The organism is Chelativorans sp. M5D2P16, assembly GCF_034427935.1.
Classification (GTDB): Bacteria; Pseudomonadota; Alphaproteobacteria; order Rhizobiales; family Rhizobiaceae; genus Chelativorans.
This window is the reverse complement of record NZ_JAXQNM010000002.1, coordinates 63,771-78,938: the sequence shown is the minus strand read 5'-3', so window position 1 is coordinate 78,938 and position 15,168 is coordinate 63,771. Positions and strand designations below refer to the sequence as shown.

Genomic DNA, 15,168 nt, shown 5'->3' with positions numbered 1-15,168 from the left:
CTGCCTCGTTCTTAAAGCGGCATGCTGTTTGCGCTGATACGGTTCTGCATGGCTTGCATGTTTTCGGTGCTGCCGGTGTACACGGACGACACATTGCGCCGGGGACCACGGCGCTCCCACGCCGCTTCGGCCATCCACCTGGCGGGGAAACGGCCGGTCGCGCGCCCCAGGCCGCGGGCAATGCCTGTTTCAATGCCGCGCACGATTCCGTGTGCATGGAGTTGCACCTGCGCCAAGACGATCGCACCGGCGATACACAGAAGCACGAAAACGGCGAAATCGCTCAACTGCAGGTCCTTCAGATCGATGTGCCTTTCCAGCTCGTTAAGGCTCGGTTCCATGGCGATGACGAGGAACGCGGTGACCACATAGACGAACATCGGCGTAAGCACGTAGACGAGCACCTGGTTCACCCAGCCCCGGCCGTAGCCGCGCGTTTGCTCGAACAGCATGCACGCGATGAAAATGGGCGCGGTGCCGACGAGCACCCAGAGCATGACCTTGGCGAGAAACAGGATCGCCAGGGCGACGCCGACGAACGCGCCGGCGACCAAGATGAACAGGAAACTGACCAGGCTCGGCAGGCCGTCTTCGTAACCGGTCTGCGCGGCAAAGGCGGTTGCGGCGATATTGGCCGTCTTCCAAATCTCCGAGAGGGCACCGACCGGATCGTCGATCTTGGACAGCGTCGCCTGAAGCAGTGCCCGGCCGACCTGCTCCGGCGTCCTGTCGAGCCAGCCGAAAAACAGCACGTCGAAATTGTGCCAGTTGACGATCAGCACCAGAACGGCGACCAGTCTTACGAGGCGCCCCGCAAGTTCGGCAGCGCCGACCGAGGCGGTGCCGGTGATGAGTTGGACCCCGTAAAAAGCGACGTACAGCACCAACAGCGCCGTCAGCAACGGCGCGATCTGGGCACCGATGAACGTATATGCTTGTTCCGAAAAGGATGCGCCCGCCTCGTCGACCCTACCGAGAACGTCTGTCAGGAAATTCTCCACCGGCCTGCCTCCTCCATCTCAGCCACCGATCGCCGCAAGGGCTGCGCGCACGTCGGCCGGGTTCTCGTTGATCGGCGCCATGGGCCCGCAATCGCCGGGGTCGGCGGCGAAACCCATCACGCCGGCGGGCCGTTTGCAGGGGGCGGACTTCTCCTTCACCGTCTGTGAGCAGCCGGCCTCGACGAGCGAGGCCAGCACGATCAGGAGCAAGCCCGCCATGCGCAGGTTAGGGACGGCGGCGGCCATAGCTAAGCGCTTTGCTCATGCTCGAGAGATTGCTCAGCTTTCGCTGGTTCTCCGCCTGTTGCGAGGCCAGGACGCCGTTCAGCACCCCGATCATCTCGTTGATCGTGAGCAGTTCGCATACATCAACTCATCTAAGTAAACATTACCGATTTGATGCAATCTATACGATGGGATTGCAGAGGCCATAACGCCTCCTTCCCTTCTCAGAATCGCAGCGTCGGCACGCTCTCCGGCACCCCAGCGTTCATCGAAGGTGGCACCAGCCAACGCAAGCTCGACATGAACTCTATCATCTCTTAAATTATTGTTTTAGAATGTAATATTTTCTTTTTCGGAGGCCTGAACCGACAGCGAAAAAAGCCCGGCCACCACCGCCGGGGACAGCCCGGATACAAGGCCTGGAACCTTCACGCCTCTCATCGCTCCTCCCTAACGATCTCGATGCCCGTACAAGCCAGCATTGATTAATGCCACATATACGTATACGTATTTGGCGCAGTTATCCAGAGATTTTTTGATACCGTTCTGGCTATCCACTATCCTGGGAGGAAAACGATGAAATCTGCACTGCTGATCGTCTTCGCCGCCTTGTCTCCGTTCAGTGCCGTCGCTGCACCTGCCGGCTACTTCGACCTGGAACCGCAGATCACGCTCGAAAGCGGCGACACCTGGCGTGATGACAAGGGGCGCTACCGACTCTATGGCGTCCAGTCCTGCCTCCGCGGCACCACCTATACCGACAAGCAAAATCGTGAACGGGACTGCGGCGAGGCCTCCATGGCCATGTTGGCGGCATTCATCGAGGACACGAGCCCAGTCTGCGCGCCCGTCATGCGGACCCCCGATCTGACCTACGTCATGTGCTACGCCACTGTCGGCAGGCAACGCAGCGATCTCGGCCTTTTATTGATCAACAGCGGCTATGCCTTTGCGGCGCTCGACGCGGAAGGAATGCCGTACCAGATGGCCTATGCCCTCGCCGAACAGACGGCGCGGAAGAAAAAGGAGGGGCTGTGGCAGTTCAGCGACGTCGTCCACCCCGCAGTTCTCATGAGCACGAACGCGCGACACGGCGCGGGTGGAACCGCAAAATGAAGCGGTTCGCCGTCCTCCTGGTCAGCGCATCGGCCGCAGCGGCGGGTTGCACCGCCGGCCCGTCGACGCCTGATGTACGCGGTATCGCCGGCCTCCCCATATTCGAGGGCAGGGTGGCCGTGATGGACGGGCGCACCCTGTGGTACCCCCGCTTCGCGCAGAAGGTGCGCCTGACGGATCTCGATACCTGCAAACTGCCGCAATGGGCGCTCGATCCGGAATGGGAGAACCGCAAGCACACGAAATCGCCCGCCCCCGTGCCGTGCGGTCCCCTGGCCAGGGCTTGGCTGAAGCGCCTGGTCGGCGGCAGCAGCGTGCGGTGCGTGACCGCCGCTTATGATGTGGGAAACCTTGCAACGGCGTATTGCAGCGTGGCCGGACGGGATCTCGGTGCCGAGATGCTGCAGGCGGGGTGGGCGCGGGTAAACACGCCGCGCCCGTCCCGGGCGGGCTATCTCACCGCGCAACGCCACGCCATGGCCGCACGCTACGGCATGTGGAAAACCTACGTTCTGGATATGGAGGAATGGCGCCGGAAGGCGCGCGACAAGACGCTCCGCCGAAAGCCCATCGCAGATTTCAATCTGCTTGCCGAGCGCGAAAAAGAGATTTCACCACCTTTCCGGGATGCCCGCAGACGGCCGGTGCGCAGGGACCGGTGAACGTTTACCGCCCGTCGATAGGGATTGTTCAAATCCGAACGGTTTTTGAAGGATGATACTCATCCGATCTCTGTAAGCCGGCTTCTCGGAAGGGACGCCGAGCATGCGGAATGGGAATGAAAGACGTCTTCCTGAGAGCCGGGCTGACGGCGCTCGCTGCCGCGGCCGCTGGATTGCTCGCTGCGCTCCATATCCACACGCGGGCAACCGTCGGTGAGCCGTTTACACCCCTTCTCGCCGTCGCTGTCGCGCTCGCCGTCGCTGTCGCGCTCGCCGCCGCATGCACCGCCTTCCTCTTCAGCCTGACCGTCTTCGCCCGCAACCATCGCCTGGCGCAGGAACTGGAAGTACTGACGCGCGCCTACGCGCGGCTGGAGGCGAAAACGCGCACCGACCATCTCACCGGACTCTCCAACCGCGAACACTTCTACCGCATGCTCAAGAGCAGCCGCCGCAAGTCCGAGATACGTTCGCTGCTCATCATCGACGCGGACCACTTCAAGAAGATCAATGATCGACATGGCCATCTGGTGGGCGACAAGGCGTTGATGCAGATCAGCCAGGCGCTGTGCCGGGCCGTCCGGGCCAACGACATCGTCGCGCGGATCGGCGGCGAAGAATTCGGGATCATCCTCATAAACGCCGATGCGCACGAGACTCTGGAGGTGGCCGAGCGCATCCGCCGGGAGGTGGAGTGCATCGAGTTCATCGCCTCCGACGGCAGCAAAGTCCCGCTCACCGTCAGCATCGGCGGCGCGGCGGAGATCGGTGGACAGCCCGCCTCATTCCTGATGCGCGAAGCCGACTTCTGCCTTTACCAGGCCAAGAATCGCGGCCGCAACCGCGTCATCATCCAGCCTCTCGCGCGGGAGAAACACCCGCACGACACGCGCCAGGCCCCGGGCGTCGCCCCCGAGGAGGCCAAGGTCCTGCCCGACTGCCGGGGAACATTGCCGGCCACCGGGCATTAGATTTCAACAGGACTGGGCGGCGAAAACCGCCGATCGCGCCTGTCGGAGAGCCGGAATGATCACGCGGCATCACCACATCCCCTCCGGCTTGCCGCAGAAGCTGGACCTGCACGTCCCGCCGACGGGCAGATCTGCGGCGGAGGGCTATGCCGAGCTTCTGCGCCTGCTCGAGGATCTCGGCGAGCGGCTTAACCGGGGACCGGTGTCCAAAGGCGAGCTGCGTGTGTGGGAGCACGCCGTCATTGCCCACCTGCACGACAGGGAAATCGATCGTCTGATGCGCGTGCCCGATGAGGCGGCGTTCGAGAACCTTGCGCTGCCCGAAGAGCGCTGGCGCAATCTCCGCGCCATCCTTCTCGCCCGCAAGGGACTGAATCAAAACGCGTGCTGAGCCAGTCGGCACCGCCGGCTGCGACACGAAACCGCCCCTGTCGCGGGTCGACCCCCCCCCAAAAGGGCGCGGGAGCCGAAACCAGCATCTCTGGAACAAACGCAACGCCTCGTTGTTGGTAGCGTGAGGAGCGGTTCGGCCGGTGCCTCTGGCCAACGCCGGCCGCCCTCCGGCAGCTGGAGGTGAAGCATGCAAGGTGCAGAATTAAGGGTCGGAATCGTCGGCGTCGGAAACTGCGCGTCGTCCTTCGTGCAAGGGCTGAGCTATTACCGCGGGAAGCACTCGAACGAACCGATCGCCGGCCTGATGAGCACCGATCTCGGTGGCTACTCGGTCGACGACGTCGTGATCTCCTCGGCCTTCGACGTGGGCGCCGCAAAGGTCGGCCGCGACGTTTCGGAAGCGATCTTCGCACCGCCGAACAACACCATGCACTTTGCAGACGTCGCCCCAACGGGAGTGAAGGTCGAGCGCGGCAAAACCTTGGACGGAATCGGCCAGTATGTAAGCGATCTGGTCGAGGAATCGGACGAGCCCGAGGCCGATGTGACCGAGGTGCTCGGCCGTAGCCGCACCGACGTGCTCGTCTCCTATCTGCCGGTCGGCTCCGAGCAGGCCTCCCTTTGGTATGCCGAGCGGGCGCTGGAGGCCGGCTGCGCCTTTGTCAACTGCATTCCCGTCTTCATCGCCTCGCGCCCGGAATGGCGCGCGCGCTTCGAGGAACGCGGCCTGCCCCTGATCGGCGACGACATCAAGAGCCAGGTCGGCGCAACCATCGTTCACCGCATGCTCACCAACCTGTTCCGCGAGCGCGGCATCAAGCTGGAGCGGACCTACCAGCTCAATTTCGGTGGCAACACCGACTTCCTCAACATGCTGGAACGCGAGCGGCTGGAATCGAAGAAGATCTCCAAGACCCAGTCGGTGACGAGCCAGCTCGGCGTGCCGATGCCGGCGGAGAACGTGCATGTGGGACCCAGCGACCACGTCCCCTGGCTCACCGACAGGAAAATGGCCTATATCCGGATGGAAGGCACCGCCTTCGGTGGGGTGCCCATCAGTGCCGAGCTCAAGCTCGAGGTCTGGGACTCGCCCAATTCCGCCGGTGTGGTCATCGACGCCGTGCGCTGCGCGAAGCTCGCGCTCGATCGCGGGCTGGGCGGCGCGCTGATCGGTCCTTCAAGCTACTTCATGAAGTCGCCGCCCCAGCAGTTCACCGATTCCGATGCCCGGGCGCGCACCTTGCGCTTCATCTCCGGCGATGACGAATTTCCCACCAGGACCGCGCAGTGAGTACCGTCTTTCATCTCGTGCGACACGCGGACCACGGCCACGTCGGCACGGTTCTCACCGGACGGATGCCGGGTATAGACCTCTCCGAGGCCGGCCGTGCCCAGGCCGGAGCCCTGGCCCGACATCTGCGCGAAGGGCAAACCGCTGCCCTCTTCGCCAGCCCGCAGCCGCGCGCGCGCCAGACCGCAAAGATCCTTTCCGCCGCCGTCGGCGTGGAAGTGGAAAGCGCAGCCGCCCTCGACGAGATCGATTTCGGCCGCTGGACGGGCAAGACATTCGCCGCTCTCGAAGACGACCCTGAATGGCAGCGCTGGAATGCCGAGCGGGACCTCGCCGCCACACCGGCCGGCGACACCATGCGGATGGTTGCCGAACGCATCACCGGCTTCATGGAAGGCCTCGCGCTGCGCTTGCCCGGCGCAACGGTCTGCCTCGTCAGCCACAGCGACGTCATCAAGGCCGCCGTCTGCCGCTTCAGCGGCCGGCCGTTCCAGTCCGTGGACGCTTTCGAGATCTCACCCGCCGCCGTCACCACGCTTGCGCTGGGGCCGCGTGGCGGAAAGATCCTTGCGCTCAACGATTGCGGCCATCTGGCCGAGGAGGGCGTGCCTTGAAGATGGTGATTTTCGGCCTGACGATCTCCTCCTCCTGGGGAAACGGCCATGCCACGCTGTGGCGTGGTCTTGTCCGGGCCCTGGCGCGCCAGGGCTGGACCGTCGTCTTCTTCGAACGCGACGTCCCCTACTACGCCGACGCCCGCGACCTGTTCGAGATCGAAGGAGGCGAGCTTGTCCTTTACCGGGACTGGACGGACATCCTTCCCGCCGCCCGGCGCCACCTGCGGGAGGCGGATGCCGCCATCGTCACGTCCTATTGTCCGGACGGCGTGCATGCCTCGGACCTGGCGCTGTCGGCCGAACGGCCCGTGAAGGTCTTCTATGATCTCGACACACCGGTCACGCTGTCGGCGCTCGGGCGCGGCGAACGTGTGCCCTATATCGGCGCACGCGGGCTGCGGGACTTCGACCTCGTTCTAAGCTATACCGGCGGCCGCGCCTTGCACGCTCTGCGCGAGCGGCTGGGCGCGCGCCTGGTGCGACCGCTCTACGGTCATGTGGACCCGGCCGTGCATAGGCCGACCACGCCACGCCGGCACTATGCCGCGGACCTGTCCTATATCGGAACCTATGCCGCCGACCGGCAGGATGCGCTGGTGGAACTGTTCGTCGAACCCGCGCGAAAGCGGCCCGCCAACCGCTTCGTCATAGCCGGCACGCAATATCCGGACGATTTTCCCTGGGCGAGAAACATCTTCTTCGTCCGGCACCTCCCGCCCGACGAGCACCCGGCCTTCTATTCCTCGGGCCGGCTGACCCTCAACATCACCCGTCGCGCTATGGCCGAGATGGGGTGGTGTCCTTCCGGCCGGCTTTTCGAGGCGGCGGCCTGCGGCGTACCGGTCATTTCGGACTGGTGGGAGGGGCTCGATCACTTCTTCGCGCCCGATCGCGAGATCCTCGTGGCGCGGCAGGCAGCCGACACCCTGGCCGCGCTCGACCGCAGCGAGGCCGAGCTGAAGACCATCGCCGCACGCGCGCGTGACCGCGTGCTGGCCGAGCACACCTCGCAAAAGCGGGCCGGCGAGTTCGTTTCCTGTCTGGAACGCGCCCGGGAATCCGCCGACGACAGGCCAACATTGCAAATGCATGGGAGCTGAAGGATGTGGGGCATCATTCCCGCTGCCGGCAGCGGTAGCCGTATCCAGCCGCTGGCCTTCTCTAAGGAACTGCTGCCTGTCGGCAGCCGGCTGGACGGCGAATCGGAACGCCCCTGCGCCGTCAGCGAATATCTCTGCGAGCGCATGATCCGCGGCGGCGCCGACAAGCTGTGCTTCGTCATCGCGCCGGGCAAGTCCGACATCATGGAATATTACGGCGGCGGCTACGGACCGGCCTCGGTCGCCTATGTGGTCCAGCCCGAGCCGGCGGGCCTATGCGATGCGATCTTCCGCGTCGCACCGTTGATCACGCCGGAGGAACACGTGCTCGTCGGCCTGCCGGACACCATCTGGCTGCCCGCCGACGGCTATCGCGCGCTACCGCAGGACAAGCTCTCCTTCCTGCTTTTCCCCGTCGACAACCCGACAGCCTTCGACGCGGTGGAGACCGACGACGCCGGCCATGTTCGCGAAATCCAGGTAAAGCGCGCGCGGCCCTCGACCCATTGGGTGTGGGGCGCCTTCCGCATGCCGGGCCGGATACTGCACGATCTGCGGCGACTGTGGATCGAGCGCGGCCGAGCCGACGAGTATATGGGCACCCTGGTCAATGCATGGCTTGCCCAGGGCGGCGAAGCCGCCGGCGTCAAGGCGGGCGAAGCCTATGTCGACGTCGGCACCCTCGCCGGCTACCGCGCAGCCGGCGAGTTGCTGCGCAGCGACAGACCCGCGGCGGCGGAGGGCGGAACCCACGTCACCATGGCCGCGCCTGCCGGCAGACGGCCTTTCGCGCCGAAACGCAGCCTGCCGTCCGTCACTGCCGCATCCGAGATCGAACAACGCACCTGAGGGAAAGCCGAGCGATGATCGAAGCTGCAATGATATGGAACGAGCCCAACAACAAGTCCCACTGGGACTTGGAGATCGATCCGGCCTGGTCGCTTTTCGCCGACATGGCGGTCAGCGCTGCGGATGCGATCCGTGAGGCGAACCCAGACGTCACCACGGTGCTGGGCGGAATCTCGCCGATCGACCCGCTCTTCATTCAAAACATGCAGAGCCGATCGGTGCTGGACCATGTCGACGCGGTCGCGGTCCACGGCTTCCCGCTCGACTGGAACCTGTGGTCGGTCCACGAGTGGCCGGATAAGCTCGCCGAGATCCAGGCGCTCACACGGCTGCCCGTCTGGGTCAGCGAGGTGGGCGTCTCGTCGTTCGGCGCGGAGGAAGTCCAGCTGTGGGGCCTGAAGCGCACGGCGGAACTGCTCAAGGGCCGCGCACCGCGCATCCAATGGTACAGCCTGTTCGACCTGCCGCAATCCTGGGGGGCCACGACGCGGCACAAGGAAGCGGAAGGCTCCTCCTATTACCGGCACTTCTACATGGGACTCATCCGCGAGGACGGCACGCCCAAGCCGGCGCTGGAAGAATTCGCCCGCCATACGCCGGATTTCGGCATCTGCCAGTGGTTCCATTTCGAAGATCCGCGTCTCGAGGAAGGCGTGGAGTGGCTGAAGCGGCTGGGCGTGAAGTCGCTGCGTACGGGTCTTTCCTGGGCCGACAGTTTCCGCCCCAACGCGCTCGACTGGTTCGACCGGCAGATGGCGGCGATCGAGGATTTCGACGTGACGCTTACCTTTTGCTTCACGCCTGAGCACCGCGGCATCGCCCCCCACCACACCAGCCCGCCGCTCGTGAAGGAGGAGTTCGCCGACTTCTGTGCGTCCATGATCGAGCGCTACGCGGGCCATTCCAAACGCCGCATAAGAGGAGCCGCATGAAGCCCGATGCCGGGCGGAAACGGCAGGCGGGCCGCCGCTTCCTCGACCGGCTCGGCAATTCCGTTGAAGCGATCATCGACGGCAGCGGCATAATGGCCGTCTTCGCCCATCCCGATGACGAAACCATCGCCATCGGCGGACATCTGCCGCGGCTGCCGGGAATCCGCCTGCTTCACGTGACGGATGGAGCCCCCGCCGGGATGGCGGACGCCCTGGCCAACGGGTTCTCCCGCCGCGAAGACTACGCCGCAGCGCGAAAACGTGAGCTGGCCGCCGCCGTGGCCATGGCCGGTATTCCGGCCGAAGCGTTGCTTCCCCTGGGCGCGGCCGACCAGACAGTGGCCTTTCAAATGCCTGAACTGACGCGGTCGCTGGCCGCGACCTTCCATGGCAGCCAGACACGCACGGTGATCACCCATGCCTATGAGGGCGGCCATCCGGATCACGACGCGACCGCCCATATCGTCCATGCCGCGTGCCGGCTCCTGGAGGAGCGCGGTGCCGCCGCACCTGAAATCGTTGAATGTCCGTTGTATCATTCACGCTGTGGCAACTGGACGGCCCAGGATTTCGCGCTGCGGCCACATCCCGGCGGCAGGGAGATCAGAATCGCCCTCACGCCCGAAAGGGCGCAGGGCAAACAAAGAATGCTTTGGGCTCATGCCAGCCAGCACCGTACGCTTGCGCGCTTCACCTGCGCGGTGGAGTGCTTTCGCCCTGCGCCGCGCTACGATTTTGCGGGATTGCCCAATGGCGGGGAACTTCTTTACGAGCGCTTCGATTGGGGGCTCGATGGGAAGACGTGGCTTTGCCTCGCCGAAGAGGCGCGCCGCGAACTCGGCCTGCCGCGATGGTTCTGACGGTCCTCAATGTGGCCTACCCTTTCGCCCCCGTCGGTCTCGACGCCGTGGGCGGCGCGGAGCAGGTGCTGTCCGCCCTGGATTACGCGCTGGTCCAACAAGGGCATCGCTCGATCGTGATCGCCTGCGAGGGGTCGAGCTCCGCCGGAGAGCTCGTACCCGTCGCGGTGGAAAGCGGCCGGGTGGACGAGACCGCCCACGAGCGGGCCTGGGCAGCCTACCGCGCGGCAATCAGCGAGGTCGTGCATGACGAAACTCTCGATCTGGTTCATTTGCACGGAATCGACTTTCCGGCATACCTCCCCGAAGGCGTTCCCACGCTTGCCACCCTCCACCTGCCGCTCGACTGGTATCCCACCTCGATTTTCCATCTGCAGGCCGATCTCCGGCTCCACTGCGTCTCCGAGGCCCAACACGCGACCCGGCCGCCGGGAGCGCAACTCCTGCCGCCAATACCGAACGGCGTCTCGCCGAAGCTGTTTGCCACCACGTGCCGCAAGCGCGGGCATGCGATCGTCCTGAGCCGCATCTGCCCCGAGAAGGGGATCGACATCGCCCTTCAAGCCTGCCGCCTGGCCGATACGCCGCTGCTGATCGGTGGCCAGGTTTTCCCCTATGCGGCTCATGAGTGCTATTTCGAGGAACGGGTCAGACCTCTTCTCGATGAACGCCGCCGCTTTCTCGGCCCGCTCGGCTTCGACCGCAAACGGCGCCTTCTCGCCGCTGCGCGCTGCGCGCTCATCCCGAGCCTGGCGGCCGAGACAAGCTCGCTGGCGGCGATCGAGGCGCTTGCCTGCGGCACGCCGGTCGTCGCACTGCCCAACGGCGCGCTTCCATCCATCATCGAACACGGCAAGACCGGTTTCCTTGTCAGGGATGCGCGCGAGATGGCAGAGGCGATCCTTGCCACCGGCGACCTCGATCCGGAGGAATGCCGGGCCGTTGCGGCCGAGCGCTTCTCGCTCGAAACGATGACGGCGCGGTATTTCGATGTCTACGGGCGTATCGGCCGGCAGAATGGTGAAGAAGGCGCGCTGGAGAAGACCGGCTGAGGCCGCCTGCTACGCGCATGGCGGCGGATCGACATAGTCCGGCCGCACACCCTTCCGGCAAAGATAGACCTCGCGCTCCGGATGCGCCTCGATGGCGAATCCGGCGCTGCGCAACATGCCTTCGACGGCCGCGCGGCTGGGAATGAACCAGTTCGTCGGATCGCCGCAATAGCGGTGCTCAACAAAATGCAGCTTGGGAAAGGCGTGCTCGTCGAACACCGCCTGCTCGGAGAACGGATAATCCCGCTCCAGTTGCGGAACGTCATCGCTGCCGCGCTGCATGCTTTGGAAGAGAAGCAGATCGTCCGCGACGTGCTCGTAGATCATATCCAGCGCCAGCAGCGGATGGCGCAGATGGTAGAGAACGCCGGTGAAGATCACCAGGTCGAACCTGCGCTGAAGCTTCGGCACATCGTAGACGGACATCTGGTGCAATTCGAGGTCCAAGTCCTCCTGCTCCGCTGCAAAACCCGCCTGGCGCAGATAATGCGCGTCGTGATCGATGCCCACCACGTGCCGCGCGTTGCGCCGTTTCATCTCGAGGGAGTAGAAGCCGGCGTTGCAGCCGATGTCCAGCACCGTCCTGTCCGTCAGATCCTCCGGCAGAACCTGCGCGAAGGTCTCCCACTTGCACGCCGGATAATTGCCGAGGAAGTGATCGGGCGCGGTTTCGACGCCGCGAATCCGCATATTGTGAAACCAGGGGCCAAGCTCCTCGATACGCTTGCGAATCTCGCGCGTGTCTTCCGCGTCCAAGCCGGCCGTCATCGCGTTTGTCTCCTGCGCGTTTCCCCGGGCCCATGGACAGCTATGGTGTGGCGTAGCGCGACCATCTATCCACCGGCCCTGAGGCGTCTTCCCGTCAGAACCTCCCGCGGCTGCGAGAGTTCCGCATGCGCGGCAATTCCGACGTGTCCTATCGAACCGGGTGCGGCTTTCGCACGCAGCGACACCTGCGGGGTGGACAAGCACACCCATCCTGCAGATTATGGCGCCGCGAGCCGGTTCGTTGCGGCTTGCCGCCATTGGAGGGGGAAATGGAATTTGATCCGGTTCTTCTGGCACGCATCCAATTCGCCTTCACGGTCTCCTTCCACATCATCTTCCCTGCCTTCACCATCGGGTTGTCGGCCTTCATCGCGGTCCTGCTCCTCACCTGGTTGCGGACCGGCAATGAGAAATACCACCGGCTGGCGCGCTTCTGGACCAAGATCTTCGCCGTTTCCTTCGCCATGGGCGTGGTCTCCGGCATCGTTCTGTCCTACCAGTTCGGCACCAACTGGAGCCGCTTCTCGCAATTCAGCGGCAATGTGATCGGCCCGCTGATCGGCTACGAAGTGCTGACGGCGTTCTATCTGGAGGCGACCTTCCTCGGCATCCTGCTGTTCGGCTGGAACCGGTTTCCCGACTGGCTGATCACCCTTGCCGCGGTGCTGGTGGCGATCGGCACCTCGATCAGCGCATTCTGGATCCTGGCCGCCAACAGCTGGATGCAGACGCCGGCCGGGCACGAGATCCGCGATGGCATCGCCTATCCCGTGGACTGGCTGCAGGTGATCTTCAATCCGAGCTTTCCCTACCGGCTGGCGCATATGCTGAACGCGGCGTATCTGACGACGGCGGTCGTGGTGCTCGCCGTGGGCGCGCGCTACCTCATCGCCGGCCGCCACGAGGAGGAAAGCCGCACCATGCTGAGAATGGCGGTCGGCATGATCGCCGTTGCCGCACCGCTGCAACTCGTCATCGGTGACATGCATGGCCTCAACACGCTCGAGCACCAGCCGGTGAAGGTCTCGGCGATGGAAGGGCACTGGAGCGAGAGCGATCCCGGCCATCTGGTGCTGTTCGGCATTCCCGACGAGGAACAGCGCACCAACCATTTCGAGGTCGCCATCCCCCATCTCGGCGCGCTTATCCTGACCCATGACTGGAACGGCACCTATCTCGGCCTCACGGATTTCCCCGAGGACGAATGGCCTCCCGTCGCCAATGTCTTCTTCACCTTCCGCATCATGGTGGGCATCGGCCTGCTGCTCATCGCCGTCGGCTTCTGGGGCCTTTACCTGTGGTGGCGCGGACGGCTCTTCGACAGCGCCTTCTTCCTGCGCTCCACCTCCTATATGTGGCCGCTCGGCTTCATCGCCATCCTCGCCGGCTGGTTCGTGACCGAGCAGGGCCGGCAGCCATGGGTCGTCTACGGCCATATGCGAACGGTGGACGCCGTCTCGCCCGTGCCCGGCGCCAGTGTCGCCGGCACGCTGGCGCTTTTCGTCTTCATCTATGGCATCGTCTTCGCGATGGGGATCTATTACATCAACCGGCTGATCCATAAGGGCCCCGTCGGCCGGGCCACCGAAGCCGCCACCGGCGTGCCGAACCGGCCGCTTTCGGGCGCCGAAGGAGCCACGCGCGAAGCGACCGGCCGCGAATCCGGCGAGGGCCCGGGGCGGCCCCTCACGGCGCCGAAGGGGTGACGATCATGGAATGGTATCTTCCCGTCATATGGGCCGGCCTGATCGGCACCGCTGTTGCCATGTATGTCATTCTCGACGGCTTCGACCTCGGCATCGGCATCCTGTTTCCCTTTGCCCGCGAGGAGGAAGAGCGCGACCTGATGATGAACTCGGTCGCCCCCTTCTGGGACGGCAACGAGACCTGGCTGGTGCTGGGCGGCGGCGGCCTCTGGGTCGCTTTCCCGATGGCCTATTCCGTTGTCATGCCGGCGCTTTACCTGCCCGTCATCGGCATGCTTCTGGCGCTTGTCTTCCGGGGTGTGTCCTTCGAGTTCCGCTGGGTCGCCAAGCCGGGCCACCTGATATGGGACATCGCCTTCGCCGGCGGTTCGATCGTCGCCGCCTTCCTGCAGGGTGTGATCCTGGGCGGCCTTCTGCAGGGTATCGACGTGGAGAACGGGCAATATGCCGGCGGTGCCTTCGACTGGCTCACACCCTTTTCCATCTTCGTCGGCCTGGCCGTGGTGGCGGGCTACGCCCTCCTCGGCGCCACCTGGCTCATCATGCGCACGAGCGGGCCGGTGCGCGAGTTCGCCCGCCGTTACGCGCCTGCGCTGCTTCTCGGCGTGGTCGGGGCAATGGCGGTGATCAGCGTTTGGACGCCGTTGGGGATCGACCGCGTCGCCGAACGCTGGTTCAGCACGCCGAACATCTTTCTGCTCTGGCCGATCCCGCTCGCCGCGGCCCTGACAGCCTTCGGCGTGTGGCGCTGGATCGAGGCCGGCAGGGACGGCCTGCCCTTCTTCGGCACCATCGTCCTGTTCCTGCTGGGCTATGCCGGTCTCGTCATTTCCAACGTGCCGTATCTGGTGCCGCCGCACCTGACCTTCTGGGACACGGCCGCCGCGCCGGCATCGCAGATCTTCTTCCTGATGGGGACCATCTTCCTGCTGCCACTGGTGCTCGGCTACACCGCTTTCGTCTACTGGGTCTTCCGCGGCAAGATCGCACCCGGCGAAGGATATCACTGAGGCGTCACAAGCGCCCTGTGCGAGGAGACCGACAATTTGCGGGCCGCGGCGGCAAATGACGGCGCACACCGCTCGAGATAAATCCGGAACCAGACGGTAAACCGCTCGGGCGCGGCCGCAACCTCCCGCATGAGGCGGTCCGGATCGATCCAGCGCGTCTCCGCGACCTCTTCCGGATTGGGCCGCAGCGTGCCGTCATGACGGCCGACGAAGAGATGCGCGACCTCGTTCTCCACGAGTTCGGACGAGACGCGCGCGCAATAGGAGACGGTCTGCAGCGGCATGACCGGGCAGTCGATGCCGAGCTCCCATCGGAGCCGGCGGACGACCGCCGCATCCACCGCCTCGCCGGGACGCGGATGGGAGCAGCACGCGTTCGCCCATTGCCCGGCGGAATGATATTTTTCCGCCGCCCGCTTCTGAATCAGCATCTCGCCTTCGCCATTGAACAGGATGACCGAAAACGCCCGATGCCTGAGGCCGCGGCGATGCGCCTCGAGCTTTCCGGCAACGCCGACGGCCCTGTCGTCGGGGCTGACCAGGATGACTTGTTCTTCATGCGACATCGGAAGGAGGCCCTTGCAATTCTCCGCCCCTTGCCGCTGCCGGAAGAAG

General features: G+C 64.7%; 17 protein-coding genes. 13 read left to right on the top strand and 4 right to left on the bottom strand.

From position 1 onward, the window contains the following. Positions 1–11: 11 nt before the first annotated feature. On the bottom strand, positions 12–1,001 hold the full coding sequence (locus tag SIN08_RS00390; protein ID WP_322449480.1) for a type IV secretion system protein: 990 nt from the start codon (positions 999–1,001) through the stop codon (positions 12–14). An 18-nt stretch (positions 1,002–1,019) separates the two neighbouring features. After that, positions 1,020–1,220, bottom strand: a complete 201-nt coding sequence (locus SIN08_RS00385; RefSeq protein WP_322449479.1) for a hypothetical protein — start codon at positions 1,218–1,220, stop codon at positions 1,020–1,022. Between the two features lie 582 nt (positions 1,221–1,802). Here SIN08_RS00385 and SIN08_RS00380 point away from each other — a divergent pair. The 11 genes from SIN08_RS00380 (at position 1,803) to SIN08_RS00330 (ending at position 11,069) form a co-directional block, all read left to right on the top strand. Next, positions 1,803–2,342, top strand: coding sequence for a thermonuclease family protein (locus tag SIN08_RS00380; RefSeq protein ID WP_322449478.1), 540 nt, complete (start codon positions 1,803–1,805; stop codon positions 2,340–2,342). Next, the gene (locus tag SIN08_RS00375; RefSeq protein WP_322449477.1) at positions 2,339–3,004 is read left to right on the top strand and encodes a thermonuclease family protein; all 666 of its coding nucleotides are present in this window, start codon (positions 2,339–2,341) and stop codon (positions 3,002–3,004) included. The genes SIN08_RS00380 and SIN08_RS00375 overlap by 4 nt, the downstream gene beginning before the upstream one ends. Positions 3,005–3,120: 116 nt before the next feature. Continuing rightward, positions 3,121–3,975 (top strand): GGDEF domain-containing protein, encoded by an 855-nt coding sequence (locus SIN08_RS00370; RefSeq protein ID WP_322449476.1) that lies wholly within the window; start codon positions 3,121–3,123, stop codon positions 3,973–3,975. 55 nt (positions 3,976–4,030) lie between these two features. Beyond that, positions 4,031–4,366 carry a hypothetical protein gene (locus tag SIN08_RS00365; protein WP_322449475.1) on the top strand — a complete coding sequence of 112 codons (336 nt, stop codon included), beginning with the start codon at positions 4,031–4,033 and terminating at the stop codon, positions 4,364–4,366. A gap of 189 nt (positions 4,367–4,555) precedes the next feature. Continuing rightward, positions 4,556–5,659, top strand: coding sequence for an inositol-3-phosphate synthase (locus tag SIN08_RS00360; protein ID WP_322449474.1), 1,104 nt, complete (start codon positions 4,556–4,558; stop codon positions 5,657–5,659). Continuing rightward, entirely contained in the window at positions 5,656–6,273 is a 618-nt protein-coding gene (locus SIN08_RS00355) for a histidine phosphatase family protein (RefSeq protein ID WP_322449473.1), read from the top strand. The genes SIN08_RS00360 and SIN08_RS00355 overlap by 4 nt, the downstream gene beginning before the upstream one ends. Beyond that, the gene (locus tag SIN08_RS00350) at positions 6,270–7,376 is read left to right on the top strand and encodes a CgeB family protein (protein WP_322449472.1); all 1,107 of its coding nucleotides are present in this window, start codon (positions 6,270–6,272) and stop codon (positions 7,374–7,376) included. The genes SIN08_RS00355 and SIN08_RS00350 overlap by 4 nt, the downstream gene beginning before the upstream one ends. Before the next feature lie 3 nt (positions 7,377–7,379). Next, positions 7,380–8,225, top strand: a complete 846-nt coding sequence (locus tag SIN08_RS00345) for a nucleotidyltransferase family protein (RefSeq protein ID WP_322449471.1) — start codon at positions 7,380–7,382, stop codon at positions 8,223–8,225. 14 nt (positions 8,226–8,239) lie between these two features. Next, a complete protein-coding gene (locus tag SIN08_RS00340) occupies positions 8,240–9,157 on the top strand; it encodes a beta-xylosidase (protein WP_322449470.1) in 918 nt (305 codons plus the stop codon). Beyond that, complete coding sequence (locus tag SIN08_RS00335; RefSeq protein ID WP_322449469.1) at positions 9,154–10,017, top strand: PIG-L family deacetylase; 864 nt, start codon at positions 9,154–9,156, stop codon at positions 10,015–10,017. The genes SIN08_RS00340 and SIN08_RS00335 overlap by 4 nt, the downstream gene beginning before the upstream one ends. Further along, positions 10,008–11,069 carry a glycosyltransferase gene (locus tag SIN08_RS00330; RefSeq protein ID WP_322449468.1) on the top strand — a complete coding sequence of 354 codons (1,062 nt, stop codon included), beginning with the start codon at positions 10,008–10,010 and terminating at the stop codon, positions 11,067–11,069. Before SIN08_RS00335 ends, SIN08_RS00330 begins: the two co-directional genes overlap by 10 nt. 9 nt (positions 11,070–11,078) lie before the next feature. Here the strand turns inward: SIN08_RS00330 and SIN08_RS00325 are convergent, their stop codons facing one another. Then, positions 11,079–11,837 (bottom strand): TIGR04290 family methyltransferase, encoded by a 759-nt coding sequence (locus SIN08_RS00325; RefSeq protein WP_322449467.1) that lies wholly within the window; start codon positions 11,835–11,837, stop codon positions 11,079–11,081. 269 nt (positions 11,838–12,106) lie between these two features. Between SIN08_RS00325 and SIN08_RS00320 the strand changes: the two genes are divergently transcribed. Together SIN08_RS00320 and cydB are read left to right on the top strand one after the other, a co-directional pair. After that, entirely contained in the window at positions 12,107–13,543 is a 1,437-nt protein-coding gene (locus tag SIN08_RS00320; RefSeq protein ID WP_322449466.1) for a cytochrome ubiquinol oxidase subunit I, read from the top strand. 5 nt (positions 13,544–13,548) lie between these two features. Next, the gene (cydB, locus tag SIN08_RS00315; RefSeq protein WP_322449465.1) at positions 13,549–14,553 is read left to right on the top strand and encodes a cytochrome d ubiquinol oxidase subunit II; all 1,005 of its coding nucleotides are present in this window, start codon (positions 13,549–13,551) and stop codon (positions 14,551–14,553) included. On the opposite strand, the gene idi is transcribed toward cydB, so the two are convergent. Next, positions 14,547–15,119, bottom strand: a complete 573-nt coding sequence (gene idi, locus SIN08_RS00310) for an isopentenyl-diphosphate Delta-isomerase (protein ID WP_322449464.1) — start codon at positions 15,117–15,119, stop codon at positions 14,547–14,549. The two genes, cydB and idi, sit on opposite strands and share 7 nt — an antisense overlap. Positions 15,120–15,168: the final 49 nt, after the last annotated feature.

Bases quoted from the DNA above. Each gene is read 5' to 3' on its own strand.
- SIN08_RS00385 (WP_322449479.1), bottom strand. From the start codon at position 1,220: ATGGCGGGCTTGCTCCTGATCGTGCTGGCCTCGCTCGTCGAGGCCGGC.
- SIN08_RS00380 (WP_322449478.1), top strand. From the start codon at position 1,803: ATGAAATCTGCACTGCTGATCGTCTTCGCCGCCTTGTCTCCGTTCAGT.
- SIN08_RS00375 (WP_322449477.1), top strand. From the start codon at position 2,339: ATGAAGCGGTTCGCCGTCCTCCTGGTCAGCGCATCGGCCGCAGCGGCG.
- SIN08_RS00370 (WP_322449476.1), top strand. From the start codon at position 3,121: ATGAAAGACGTCTTCCTGAGAGCCGGGCTGACGGCGCTCGCTGCCGCG.
- SIN08_RS00365 (WP_322449475.1), top strand. From the start codon at position 4,031: ATGATCACGCGGCATCACCACATCCCCTCCGGCTTGCCGCAGAAGCTG.
- SIN08_RS00360 (WP_322449474.1), top strand. From the start codon at position 4,556: ATGCAAGGTGCAGAATTAAGGGTCGGAATCGTCGGCGTCGGAAACTGC.
- SIN08_RS00345 (WP_322449471.1), top strand. From the start codon at position 7,380: ATGTGGGGCATCATTCCCGCTGCCGGCAGCGGTAGCCGTATCCAGCCG.
- SIN08_RS00340 (WP_322449470.1), top strand. From the start codon at position 8,240: ATGATCGAAGCTGCAATGATATGGAACGAGCCCAACAACAAGTCCCAC.
- SIN08_RS00335 (WP_322449469.1), top strand. From the start codon at position 9,154: ATGAAGCCCGATGCCGGGCGGAAACGGCAGGCGGGCCGCCGCTTCCTC.
- SIN08_RS00330 (WP_322449468.1), top strand. From the start codon at position 10,008: ATGGTTCTGACGGTCCTCAATGTGGCCTACCCTTTCGCCCCCGTCGGT.
- SIN08_RS00325 (WP_322449467.1), bottom strand. From the start codon at position 11,837: ATGACGGCCGGCTTGGACGCGGAAGACACGCGCGAGATTCGCAAGCGT.
- SIN08_RS00320 (WP_322449466.1), top strand. From the start codon at position 12,107: ATGGAATTTGATCCGGTTCTTCTGGCACGCATCCAATTCGCCTTCACG.
- cydB (WP_322449465.1), top strand. From the start codon at position 13,549: ATGGAATGGTATCTTCCCGTCATATGGGCCGGCCTGATCGGCACCGCT.
- idi (WP_322449464.1), bottom strand. From the start codon at position 15,119: ATGTCGCATGAAGAACAAGTCATCCTGGTCAGCCCCGACGACAGGGCC.